Source organism: Butyrivibrio sp. MC2013, assembly GCF_000424585.1.
Taxonomy (GTDB): domain Bacteria; phylum Bacillota; class Clostridia; order Lachnospirales; family Lachnospiraceae; genus Butyrivibrio.
On the sequence record NZ_AUKE01000006.1, the window covers coordinates 206,040 to 218,558 of the forward strand.

Below are 12,519 nucleotides of genomic sequence, written 5' to 3' on the forward strand. Positions count from 1 at the left end.
AAAGCAATAAAAAAGCTGCAGGTCAGGATCCTTTAAGATCCCGATCTGCAGCTAATATTATGAGTCAATTAAATCTCTCGCGATTCTTGTTGTATGTTGTATGCAGCAGCTCGTGAGCCAGGTGAGAATTGGGCTCACCAAGGAACTTCTCATAAAGTTCTTGAACCTGCTTGTTATTGTGGGACTGACGGATAGTCTGTCTCTCATCTTCAGAATACAGAGCATTTGCTCTCTTCTCCTTGTATGTATCCAGAATATCATCATCCTCATTAGGAAGGAAGCAAGGCTTTACATATGACTGTCCGCCACCATTGATACATCCGCCGGGACAACCCATGATCTCGATGAAGTGATACTTGGACTCGCCATTTCTGATCTGATCCAGAAGTACCTTTGCAGACTTCATACCTGATGCGATAGCCACATTTACAACTGTGCCATTAATATCCAGAGATGCCTCACGGATACCTGCATCATGGCCTCTTACCTCTGTGAACTCGATCTTGCCGTACTCAGAGCCTGTAAGCTTGTAATAAACAGTTCTGAGAGCAGCTTCCATAACACCACCGGTTACACCAAAGATAACTGCAGCACCTGTGTACTCGCCCATGATATCCTGATCCCAATCTTCATCAGGCAGTCTCTTGAAGTTGATACCGGAACGCTTGATCATCTTGCCCAGCTCTCTGGTAGTCAGAACCACATCAACATCTCTGATGCCGTCATGCTCCATCTCCGGACGATCCTTCTCAAACTTCTTTGCAGTACAAGGCATTATGCTGACAACGAATACATCTGCAGGATCATAACCCATCTGCTTTGCCCAGTAGGACTTGATAATAGCGCCCTGCATCTGGTGAGGAGATTTGCAGCTGGATACATGATCCAGGAGATCTCCGTAGTAGTACTCAGCATAGTTGATCCATCCGGGAGAGCAGGATGTGATCATAGGAAGTGTGCCGCCATTCTGGATACGGCCCAGAAGCTCTGTACCCTCTTCCATAATGGTAAGGTCAGCACCGAAGTTAACATCATAGCATCTCTCAAAGCCCAGTCTTCTAAGGGCTGCGATCATCTTGCCTGTCACAGGTGTTCCGATAGGATAATCAAATTCTTCACCCAGAGAAGCTCTAACTGCAGGAGCAACCTGTACTACAACGTGCTTGCCTGCTCTGAAAGCTTCGTCGATCTTGTCGATCTCAGATACTTCAGTCAGAGCGCCTGTAGGACATACTGTTGTACACTGTCCGCAGAGGATACAAGGTGAATCCATAAAGGAACGGTTCTCAGCAGGTCCAACGATAGTATTGAAACCACGCTTCTCAAAGCCAAGTACTGACAGGCCGTGAGCGTTCTGGCAGCGTGCTACGCAGCGTCCGCAGAGGATACACTTGGAAGTATCACGCTTGATGGAAGGTGAGAGCATATCTACTGTTACAGGAGTCTGCTCACCCTGATACATATTTTCTCTTGCGCCTGTAACCTGAGCTACATGGAGCAGTTCGCACTTACCGTTCTTATCGCACTCCTGGCAGTTCCTGTTGTGATTAGAAAGGAGCAGCTCTACAGATGTACGACGAGCAGCTGTAGCCTTGGGAGATCCGATAGTCACATTCATGCCCTCAGATACAGGATATACGCAGGATGCAACCAGACGGTTGGGTCCCTTGCCTTCCTGAGCTTCTACGAGACATACTCGGCAGGAAGCCAGAGAGCATTCCCCATGATTAAATGCACACAGGGAAGGAATTTCATAACCGCATTTCTTTGCGGCCTCTAATATAGTAAGGCCCTTCTCTACCTGGTAGCTCTGGCCTTCAATTGTAATATTTACAGTTTCCATAATATCCTCCTCTTACTGCTTAGATATTGCGCCAAATCTACAGGTTGAAATACATGCTCCGCACTTCACGCACTTGTCAGTATCGATGAACATAGCAGGAAGCTTCTTACCGGGAGCAACATACTCGGGACTGATGTGCTTAATAGCATCAGCAGGACATCCCTTAGCACACATCTGGCAGCCGAAGCACTTATCCTTGTCGATGACATAGGACATAAGGTTTTTACATACGTGAGAAGGACACTTTTTATCCTGTACATGAGCTATATACTCATCCTTAAAGGATGCCATTGTAGACAGAATAGGATTGGGAGCTGTCTGGCCAAGTCCGCAGAGGGAGTTGGTCTTAACATTGGAAGCAAGCTCCTGAAGAGCATCAAGGTCTTCCATGCTGCCCTTTCCTTCTGTGATCCTGGTCAGGATCTCCAGCATTCTCTTGGTACCGATACGGCAGGGTGAGCACTTACCGCAGGACTCGTCGCAGATGAATTCCATATAGAACTTAGCAACGTCAACCATACAGTTGTCTTCGTCCATAACGATAGCACCGCCGGAACCCATCATGGAACCTGCAGCGATGAGGTTATCATAGTCAATAGGTGTATCCAGATTCTTCTCTGTGAGACATCCGCCTGAAGGACCACCTGTCTGGATAGCCTTGAACTGTTTGCCACCCGGAATACCGCCGCCTACATCATAGATCAGCTCCTTAAGTGTAGTACCCATAGGTACTTCAACCAGACCTACGTTGTTGATCTTGCCACCCAGAGCAAATACCTTGGTTCCCTTGGACTTCTCAGTACCGATAGAAGCAAACTTCTCTGCACCCTCTCTGAGGATGTAAGGAACTGTAGCCAGAGTCTCTACGTTGTTAACGCAGGTCGGGCATCCCCAAAGTCCCTTAACAGCAGGGAACGGAGGACGGGGCCTGGGCATTCCGCGCTTACCTTCGATAGAGTTAAGAAGAGCTGTCTCCTCACCGCATACAAATGCGCCTGCACCCAGACGGATATGTACTCTAAAGGAGAAATCTGTTCCCAGGATATTATCTCCAAGAAGGCCAGCCATTTCCATAGCTTTGATAGCCAGTCTCAGACGGTTAACAGCGATAGGATATTCTGCTCTTACATAGAAATAACCATCCTGAGCGCCGATAGCATAGCCACCGATCATCATACCCTCGATAACTGCAAAAGGGTTACCTTCCAGAATGGAACGATCCATGAATGCACCCGGGTCACCCTCGTCACCGTTGCAGACAAGGTACTTGGGGCCTTCAACATCAGGAACAAAGGACCACTTGCGGCCTGTAGGAAAGCCTGCGCCTCCACGGCCTCTCAGACCGGAATCCAGTACTTCCTGGATAACAGCCTTTCTGTCCATCTTAAGTGCCTTAGCCAGACCCTTGAAGGCATCTGCGCCAAGAGCTTCATCAATATTCTCAGGGTCAATGGCACCGCAGCCGTGAAGAGCAATACGGATCTGCTTCTTGTAGAACTCGATATCCTCCTGCTTTGCTACCTTTTCACCTGTCTTGGGATCTACATAAAGGAGACGATCTACGATCTCGCCACCGATCAGATCGGTATCAACGATCTCTTCAACATCTTCCATCTTAACCATTCTGTAGAGAGTGTTCTCAGGGAAAATCTTAACGAAAGGTCCCTGTGAGCAGAAACCAAAGCAACCTACCTGGTTAACTGTAACCTTGTCGCTAAGGCCCTTGGCTGCTATTACTTCAACGAATTTCTCCCTGATCTCATCGGAGTGAGATGAGAGACATCCTGTACCACCGCATAGGATCACATGACGCTTACCGTCAGCGCCAAGATATTTATCATTGAGACACTGGCTGCAGGAAGACTGCCTGGCCTCAAGTTCTTCAAAGCTTGTGATTTTATCAGACATCAGGCATTACCTCCGTTTCTATACTTCTCAATCAGTGCGGGAACCTGATCTACAGACATCTTGGGATATACTGTTCCGTTGATCTGTACAGCAGGTGCGATACCGCAGGCGCCGATGCAGCGCAGTGCGTCGATAGTGAAGAGTCCGTCATCGGTAGTCTCACCGGGTTTGATACCCAGGATCTCTGAGAACTTATCAACTACCTGCTGAGCACCCTTGACATAGCAAGCTGTTCCCAGGCAGCATCCGATAACATTCTTTCCCTTGGGCTTAAGAGAGAAGAAAGAGTAGAAAGTAACTACGCCGTAGATCTCTGCAACACTGATACCTGTCTTCTCAGACACCAGTTCCTGAACCTCCAGGGGAATATAGCCGTATTCCTTCTGAATGTCGCTCAAGATCATCATCAGCGGAGTCTCTTCATTGACGTAGCGGCTGCAGATCTCTTCTATCTGCAGTGCAGCTGACTGTTGTAAATGAGCCATTGTGTAAACCTCCCATATAAAACTTGAATATTGTTGCCAAATATCTAAAGCCATTGCCGTGTTAATAATGTGTCATTTCACCTACCATATATGGTAAAATCCGATTATTTTCAGCACAATACACTCTTACCCCACGCGCAATAACTTATTATTGCATAAATAGCAAATGTCTGTCACTGTGTATTTTATGCAAATTAATAAAAAATAATTGTTCACTGTGTCGCATTGGTATCATTACAAAAAAACAGGAATATATGATTCATTTTGCGATTTTATTGCTTGCTAATTTATTAACAATAACTTACAATGTCGTTTGTGTTTTTCACAAATCTATTAAATCTATTTAAAAAATAGGGAAAAAGGAAGAGAGATGAAAAGAAAAAAGTTACACAGCCTATTGGCCGGTGTGCTTGCATTTTCAATGCTTCTTGGGGAAGGAAGCGCAGTTTACGCTGCATCTGCGAGCACCGATGGCTCTATTGGTGAAGGTATTGTTGAAGTAGACAATATCTCAGACACCACGTCTGAAGAAGACACCGATGATGAAAACTTAATAACACAAGGCGAAGAAGCCGCTACTGAAAATGAAGAGGATAATACTTCCTCCGAAACAGTTCCGGAAGAGGCCGGCGAAGATAACACAACCGTCGATGAAGATTCTGACGAAAACGCTAACGAATCCGAAGACGACACCCAGGATGAAAAGTCTTCTGAAGAAGAAGCAACAGAATCCGAAGATGAAACAGCAGATGAAGAACCGGCAGAAGATACGGAAAATGCTGAAGAATCTAAGGAAGCTGAGGAAGCTGAAGAAGCCAAAGAAAATGAGCTTGAAGAAGAAGCATTATTCGAAGATGAAGATGCCAAAGAAGACTCCGAACTTCTGAGCATGGGCGATGACTATCAGCTCACAAGTGACGAGCAGGAAGTTAAGGATATTGCCCTCGAAAACAAGGATGAATTCAGCAATTTCCTGGCACTCATCGAAGGTGTTGACTACGTGGAAGACGAAGTTGTCACCCTGGCAGATACACAAGAACATGCAGAGGATATAGCAGCAGCTTACGGCGGAAGCCTGGATAGCTTTGATAACGGTGTTGCTGTTATCGATCTTAGTGAATCAGAGATCAGCGTTGCAAAGGCCTATGAATGTGCTTTCGATGCGACCGTTGAGATCCCTGTAGTATCACCTAACTATATTAGAAAGATAGAAGACCCGGCTCCGATCACTGTCGAAGATACCAGCACTATCATATCTCAGATCATAGCAGAAGCCGGTGAAGAAGATAACGAAGATAATGAAGATACAGAAGGTGAGATGTTCAAAGCTTCAGGAGATGCTACCCTTACCTCCTCATCCAATACCTGGATCAAGAATTGGGGCAAGCTCTACAATGATCCTTATCTTAATCCCACCGATTCCAGATTCCAGTGGCACCATGACATGATTGGAACTTTTGATGCATGGGGATCTCTGGGCGCTGATGGATTGGCCAGAGTAGCCAATGTTAAAGTCGGTGTCATTGACTCAGGTGTTGCAAAGCACGGCGAGTTCAATTATGCAAAGGGCGACGGCACTACCAGAAATACTCACGGTACACATGTAGCAGGTCTTATTGCTGCAAAAAAAGGTAACAGTACAGGCGGTGCCGGTATTGCTCCCGGAGCTAAGGTCTATGCCTACAATAGCGATCTTACCAGTGGTGATATCATGAGACAGCTCCGTAATGCCAAGGAAGACAAAGTTGATGTCATCAATATGAGCTTTGGCGGAATAGGCTTTAGTTCCACAGAAGAAGGAGTTATGAAGGAAGTCTATAAGGCCGGAATAACTCTTATTGCAGCTATGGGTAACGACAGTGCCAATACCTACAACTATCCTGCCGGAAGTAAATATACCATCGCAGTAACATCCGTTAATGAATCAGGAACCAGATCCGACTTCTCCACATACGGCAACTGGGCTGATATCGCCGCTCCAGGATCAAATATCTGGTCCACTTCAGGAACAGGCAGCTTTGAAGAGATGTCAGGTACATCAATGGCAGCACCTATCGTTACAGGTGCCTGCGCGCTCTACATGTCCAAGGCAGGTCACGTATCTCCTTCCAAGATGAAGAGCGTTCTTAAGTCAACAGCTACCAAGGGTGCCGGATCAGGAATGGGTGCCGGTATTGTAAACGTATACAAGATGGTGAAGTCAGCCAAGGCTGTTAAAACAACGGTCACACCTCCCAAAACCACTCCCTCCGTTCCTGCTGTCAGCAAGGTAACTATATCTGCCGCAGCCGGTGCAAAGCTTCCTATGACTTATGATTATGTAAAGAACTCCGGAAGCACACTGACTCTTAATGCCAAGGCAGTTGACAGCAAAAAGAAGGATTTAACAACCAACTCAGCAGTTAAATATGAGTGGAAATCCTCAAATGCAAATGTTGTAAAGATCGCAAGCGAGAATAAGGCAAAGAGCGTTAACCTGACAGCTGTATCTGCAGGTACTGCCAAGATCACAGTTAAGGTTAAGACAGATTCCATGAAATCTGCCAAGTCAGCAACCTATACAGTTAAGGTATCAGCCACCAAAGTTATCAGCTCTGTATCTATTACCGATGCAGCAGGCAAGACCGTTAAAAAGGCATCACTTTACACAGGAGCAACTCCTAACACGATCACCGTTTATGCAAAGCTCCTTGATAAGAGCAAGAATGTAGTTAAATACAAGCCCCTTTGGACTTCATCCAACAGCAAAGTTGCAACAGTAACAGACGGAAAAATTACAGCTGTAGGTAAAGGAACCGCTACCATCACAGCAGCTGCAAAAGACGGTTCCGGCAAAAAGGCAAAAATAAAAGTCACTGTCAAACAGGCAGTTACAGAGATCAGCATCTCCGGCCAGAAATATATCGCTCCCGGAACATCTGCCAAGTACACTGCAAAGGTTAACAAAAACGCAAGCTCCAAAGCTGTTACATGGACTATTACAGGAGATCCTGCAGCCAGCATCAATGCTTCAAGCGGTAAAGTCAAGCTTGCCAAGACCATTGCCGCAGGCAAGACTCTTACAATCACTGCTACCGCCAAGGACAATGGACATAGGGCTGCAAGCTTCAATGTTACTACCAAGGCAAAGGCTACAAAAGTAACAGCATCAAGTACAAGTGTAACACTGGGTGTTATCGCAAGAGGCAATATCAAAACATCCACCAGCATCACAGCTACAGCAGATAATGGAACAGATCTTGTATGGAGCAGCTCCAACAGCAAGGCCGTATCTATCAGCCAGTCCGGCAACAAGGTGACAATAAATGCACTTAAGCCCGGATCTTCCAAGGTTACAGCCAAGGCTCAGGACGGTTCCGGCAAGAAGGTAACAGTTAAGGTAAAGGTTATCACTCCTGTTTCAAAAATTACATTATCAGCTCCTAACGGACGTCTTGAAAACTATCTTGCAACAGGCAGCAGCCTTAAACTGAAAGCAAATATAGGTAACACCTACGGCAAGCCCTCAAACAAAAATGTCATCTGGTCTTATGAACTCTATACCATGAGCGGCATGAGCACTGATGGCAAATTCACCGGCGCCAAAAAGCTTGACAACCAGGAACAGCTTAAGAAGGCAAAAGCTTTTGCAAAAGTATCTTCCGGTAAAGTTACAACCAACAGCACTGAGACCTTCATTAAGAACATCAATAAGTACATCAACCTTATAGGAAGTTCAGGCAATATCGGAATACGTGTTACAGCCACAGCAGCTGACGGATCAGGATGCTCGGATTCCGAAGACATTATGATCATAACCAAAACCACCAGTATGGGCTTTAGAATGAATAACGGCAAACTTACCACTAAGGCAATGTTTAGTGGGATCATTCCAGCAGGATATGGTTTTGCGATCGACTATTATCAGAAATGCAAAATCGGAAGCGAAACACATGATGCAGACCTTCACGGTCAGACCGTCTTTAGCATCACCAGCAGCAATCCGAAAGTAGCTACTGCCGTTTATGCAGGAGCGGCAAATACAAAATATGGTACCGCCGACAGTGTGGGTATTATCGGACTTAAGAGCGGCACTTCCACAATAACCATCAAAACCATGGATGGTTCAAACAAGAGCTGCAGTATCCTGGTAAGAGTATCAGGCAATAGCTTCAAGTCAACATACTCATCTGATTTTGAATATCAGCATGTTGAATATGTAGACACTCTGGACGAAAAATAATTTGATCAGCTCTATATTTTGACAGTAAAAGGCCTGCCGGGAACGATTCCCGGCAGGCCTTTTTTATAATCACCCCGCCATGATATTGACACCATATGATAAGCGGAGTGATTTCGTTTCTCAAAAGTTCTCACAATCCTTGGACATTACTCAAATACAGGATGAACATTCTTCACAATCTCTGCAGCTTCTTCTTTTAGAGAAGCATAATCATCACTTCCGATGATAAAGTGTCCCGGGCGAAGGCGTCCATATCTGGGATTTTCCAGCTTGTCTCCTGCCTTGACTTCCAGCTGATAGTCAATAAGGTTGGGACTGTTTATCAGATAGTCTCTGCCTTCCATACTCCTCACAATTCCTTCTCCAAAGTCAAAGAAACGCATGATAACAGCCCTGTCTCTTGGAAGCACCAGGTTCTTTAGAGGCGTCTCATCTACCGGCTCACCCAGCACGCTCTTAATGTAATACTCATAATTGTCCACTCCGCTCATAAAGGGAACGATCTTGGCAGACAGATTACTGCCGCCGCCCCTTGCACCTGCTTCTATGAGATAATACCTGCCATTATGGCTCCTGTACTCAGAGTGAGTCAGACCAAAGGGAAGTCCTGCTTTCATGATCAGTTCTCTATTGGCAGCTCTAAGCTTGTCATAATCATGTCCCATACCTGCATACGTGTAGGTCTGAGTCTTGGAGATATTCATATTTTCCTTGTACATCTCTTTAACCGATATACACAGAGGATAATGATGACCATTGACTACCAGACCGTCTATGGTAAATTCGTCTCCATCTATATACTCTTCAGCAAGAAAAACCTTTTCTCTGTTGGAAAATGAGATGGTCTCCTCATAATGTTCTTCCAGCTCTTCTCTGCTTGTGATAGTAAAGACACCGCGGCTTGACTGTGAATCCAGAGGCTTGATGATGATCCTGCCAAAGTCATCAAGGAGCTCCATGGCATCCTCAGGAGTCTTGCAGACCTTGTATTCGGGAATATTGATACCATTATCATGGGCAAACTGTCTCATGATGCCCTTGTTGGTAAAGAGGTCCGCCAGCTTTGTGCCGATGCCTCTAAGGCCCATTTTCTCACTGACGTACGCTACTGTAGGTACTGCAATATCACTCTGATCAGAGATCACTGCATCGGGCATATATTTACGGGCTATCTCAAGATTACCCTCTTTGTCCAGTACATTGCAAACCTCACAGGCATCCGCATAGGGAAAAGCCGGTGATACTTCATAGAGATTGGAACAGATAACATAATGCCCCATCTCCTTGCATTTCTTTATAAGCTCTATCTGCCAGTCGCCGCCGGCAACCACCATAATCTTTGCCATTTGTGTTCTCCTTACAAGTTTATAGACATATAACCTTCATTACAGCCAATCGCGCAATGGACACCAGTCTATGGCGCAGTGACTATGCTGCTTTTGCCATAGTATCCTGCAACAGCAATATTGAGCCAGTCATCAGGATCAGCTGTGATCATAAAGGGATAGAAGCTGTCAGGGCAATCAGGAAGCTTATCTATGACCAGATCTTCTTCCTTGCTGCTTTTTATCTCTTCCATCAGCGCATTCGTCTCTCTATTATATTCCTGAATATGTCCGTATACCAGGTCGGATGTTATCTCTTTCCAGGCGGCATTCTCTATGAGCCTGCTGCCAAATGCGATACATATGACTCCGGCTATAAGGGCAAGGCATAATCCCGGTTTTGTTCCTGCCTTTTTATCAGGTCCGGCTCCCAAAAAGACTTTATCAAAAGCGCCACTATCCGTGCAAAAAACGCCAAGGATAAAGACTATATAATGCAGGACGATGATAGTCACAAAATCATATACATACAGTCCCCTGGGCGCAAGGGTATCAAGCCCGTATGTGCCCTTTCCCATAAACACAGTAACAACTGCAGACATCTCTATAAGAAAAGAAAGAGCCAGATTTATAAGGAATCTTCCAAGGCTCATATAAATAGGGCTGTTTGACGCATCACTCCTATCGGCAGCTGTCAGGGCTTTGCTGCCATGATCAAAAGCTCTGCTCTTTGCAAGGCCCAGGTAAAAGATAAAGATCAGGCTAAGGAGCAGATAGGGGTTCCTGAGATTTCTAAGTATCTCTTCAAAGGAACTAGTAACTGAGGCAGCCACAGCGCCAAGCATACTGCCCTCTGCTCCCATGGAATCCCTGCGGACAAAATTGCCGGGAGCTGTCAGATGTACCAGATAGCCAGCTGCCGTCAAAAGCGAAGGAATGCCGTACCAGATATTGATCTTCCTTAGCTTTATGATCTCTATAATATTGACTATCAGCATAAAGAGACAGATCACTGCCCCCGACTGTATCCCCATACCTCCCAGGAGGATAGCCAGAGGAATGTTCAGTACGAGAAGAGGGATGCTCTTTTTCTCAAAGGATAGTTGCTCCAGACTAAAGACAAGTAGCGCCAGGGTCAGCGACATACCATAAGCCACGTTACCTATGAACCAAAAGCTGACCTCTGCATAATTGTAATATCCCAGCCAGGATATGATGATGCCGCAGAAGGCATAGAAACGGACCCTGGCATCAGCCAGGCCAAAATATCTGCACACCGCTCCCACAAAAAGATAAAGTGCAAATAACTGTATGATCAGTGCCAGTATCAGATACACACCAAGGAATGCCCTGTTGCTGTCAATAAGAGCAGCAAGGGAGAACTCTGTCAGAACCCCTCCATATCCCGAAGACCAGTTGTAATAGAGCCTGATCATGAGATGGATAAGTCTGCCTATAAGGCTCCCACCCGGCTCTTCTCTGATGATCCTCATGACTGAGAAATCATCTGCAGCCAGTACTACGTATCGGGATGCCAGCATTATTGGCAGGATCGTCACCAGTACTCCTGAGGCAGCAATGAGCCTGCCAAAAACATCGAATCGTTTATTTACTTTGTATTTATTTTCTATTTCCTTCAAATTGTCAGTATTTCCCATTTTATCTTCCCGGTAACTGCTATCACATTCATATAGGACATTTTCAGGATATCCCCAAATAGGATGAGAGCTTCTCTCCGATTGGCAGCCTGACACCCCACAAGATAAGTGCGCACGCAGACGTAGTAAGTATCATGTTCAGAGGAAAAATATCCGGAACAAGAGTATATACCCATTTGTTCAAGGCTATGAGCAGCATCACATGGGTCAGATATATCCCAAAGGAGACATCACCGATTCTCTTCAGGAGTCTGATCAAAACATTATCCGCCGGCTCTTTTTCCCATTCAATATAATAGACAAATATGCAGCATAGGACAAGTGTGGAGAGTATGGCAGTGGCCTTTTGCTGAGATACAGCAAGGTCATAGCTCACATGGCCTCCAAAGGATCCAAACCAGAAATGTCCTTCCAGGATCTGCAGGGCCATGAATATATCCCAGAGCACAATATATGCTTTAAGGGGGATACGCCTGATATCAATGCGCCTCCTTGCATGGCAAAGACCCAGATAAAAGAAAGAAAGCCAGGAATAAAAAAAGTTCATCCTGTATACATAAGGCAGATCAGTGCCCCGAAGGTTCATAAGGGTCCTGACTATGACAAAGGCGGCAGTAGGGATAAAGCCAAGTATCCAATATCTGCTCTTTATGAGGCGGATAAGAAAAGGAGTCAATATTACCATCTGCATATATACCAATACAAAATAATATATATCGCAGCAGTTGCCCGTAAGGAAATTCCTAACAAATGCCCCCCACGAATTGTAGACAAAGGTATAGAGCACAGACCATATGCAATAGGGGATGAATACCCTAAGGAGCCTCTTTTGATAGAAGCGGGGAATATCGCTGACACCACCCTTTGTAAGATAACCGGACAAAAAAAGAAAAGACCCAACCGCAAAATTCAGGAAAGGTCTGATCCATATCCCATCATAATAACCCTTATTACTATGGATCCCCACCACTGCAATGATAGCAATAGCCCGCAAGAGCTGGATCCTCAAACTGCTATTCTTATTCATACGACCTCTTTTATCCAATCTATTATTTCCAAGATGATATTATATGCTAAA

General features: G+C 45.4%; 7 protein-coding genes. 1 reads left to right on the top strand and 6 read right to left on the bottom strand.

Features of this window, described 5'->3' with window-relative positions:
• Positions 1-64: 64 nt before the first annotated feature.
• From G636_RS0104545 to G636_RS0104555, 3 genes are read right to left on the bottom strand one after another with little or no spacing between them, the layout of a single operon-like run.
• Positions 65-1,843 (bottom strand): NADH-dependent [FeFe] hydrogenase, group A6, encoded by a 1,779-nt coding sequence (locus tag G636_RS0104545; RefSeq protein WP_026507067.1) that lies wholly within the window; start codon positions 1,841-1,843, stop codon positions 65-67.
• 12 nt (positions 1,844-1,855) lie between these two features.
• Positions 1,856-3,751 (bottom strand): NADH-quinone oxidoreductase subunit NuoF, encoded by a 1,896-nt coding sequence (gene nuoF, locus G636_RS0104550; protein ID WP_081668263.1) that lies wholly within the window; start codon positions 3,749-3,751, stop codon positions 1,856-1,858.
• A complete protein-coding gene (locus G636_RS0104555; RefSeq protein WP_026507069.1) occupies positions 3,751-4,236 on the bottom strand; it encodes an NADH-quinone oxidoreductase subunit NuoE family protein in 486 nt (161 codons plus the stop codon). The genes nuoF and G636_RS0104555 overlap by 1 nt, the downstream gene beginning before the upstream one ends.
• A 370-nt stretch (positions 4,237-4,606) precedes the next feature.
• Between G636_RS0104555 and G636_RS19335 the strand changes: the two genes are divergently transcribed.
• Complete coding sequence (locus tag G636_RS19335) at positions 4,607-8,458, top strand: S8 family serine peptidase (RefSeq protein ID WP_051226522.1); 3,852 nt, start codon at positions 4,607-4,609, stop codon at positions 8,456-8,458.
• 146 nt (positions 8,459-8,604) lie between these two features.
• On the opposite strand, the gene G636_RS0104565 is transcribed toward G636_RS19335, so the two are convergent.
• The 3 genes from G636_RS0104565 to G636_RS0104575 form a co-directional block, all read right to left on the bottom strand.
• Entirely contained in the window at positions 8,605-9,804 is a 1,200-nt protein-coding gene (locus G636_RS0104565) for an ATP-grasp domain-containing protein (RefSeq protein ID WP_026507070.1), read from the bottom strand.
• A gap of 68 nt (positions 9,805-9,872) precedes the next feature.
• Complete coding sequence (locus G636_RS0104570; RefSeq protein ID WP_026507071.1) at positions 9,873-11,441, bottom strand: DUF6056 family protein; 1,569 nt, start codon at positions 11,439-11,441, stop codon at positions 9,873-9,875.
• A gap of 43 nt (positions 11,442-11,484) precedes the next feature.
• Complete coding sequence (locus G636_RS0104575; RefSeq protein WP_026507072.1) at positions 11,485-12,468, bottom strand: acyltransferase; 984 nt, start codon at positions 12,466-12,468, stop codon at positions 11,485-11,487.
• Positions 12,469-12,519 lie beyond the last annotated feature (51 nt).

Bases quoted from the DNA above. Each gene is read 5' to 3' on its own strand.
- G636_RS0104545 (WP_026507067.1), bottom strand. From the start codon at position 1,843: ATGGAAACTGTAAATATTACAATTGAAGGCCAGAGCTACCAGGTAGAG.
- nuoF (WP_081668263.1), bottom strand. From the start codon at position 3,751: ATGTCTGATAAAATCACAAGCTTTGAAGAACTTGAGGCCAGGCAGTCT.
- G636_RS0104555 (WP_026507069.1), bottom strand. From the start codon at position 4,236: ATGGCTCATTTACAACAGTCAGCTGCACTGCAGATAGAAGAGATCTGC.
- G636_RS19335 (WP_051226522.1), top strand. From the start codon at position 4,607: ATGAAAAGAAAAAAGTTACACAGCCTATTGGCCGGTGTGCTTGCATTT.
- G636_RS0104565 (WP_026507070.1), bottom strand. From the start codon at position 9,804: ATGGCAAAGATTATGGTGGTTGCCGGCGGCGACTGGCAGATAGAGCTT.
- G636_RS0104570 (WP_026507071.1), bottom strand. From the start codon at position 11,441: ATGGGAAATACTGACAATTTGAAGGAAATAGAAAATAAATACAAAGTA.
- G636_RS0104575 (WP_026507072.1), bottom strand. From the start codon at position 12,468: ATGAATAAGAATAGCAGTTTGAGGATCCAGCTCTTGCGGGCTATTGCT.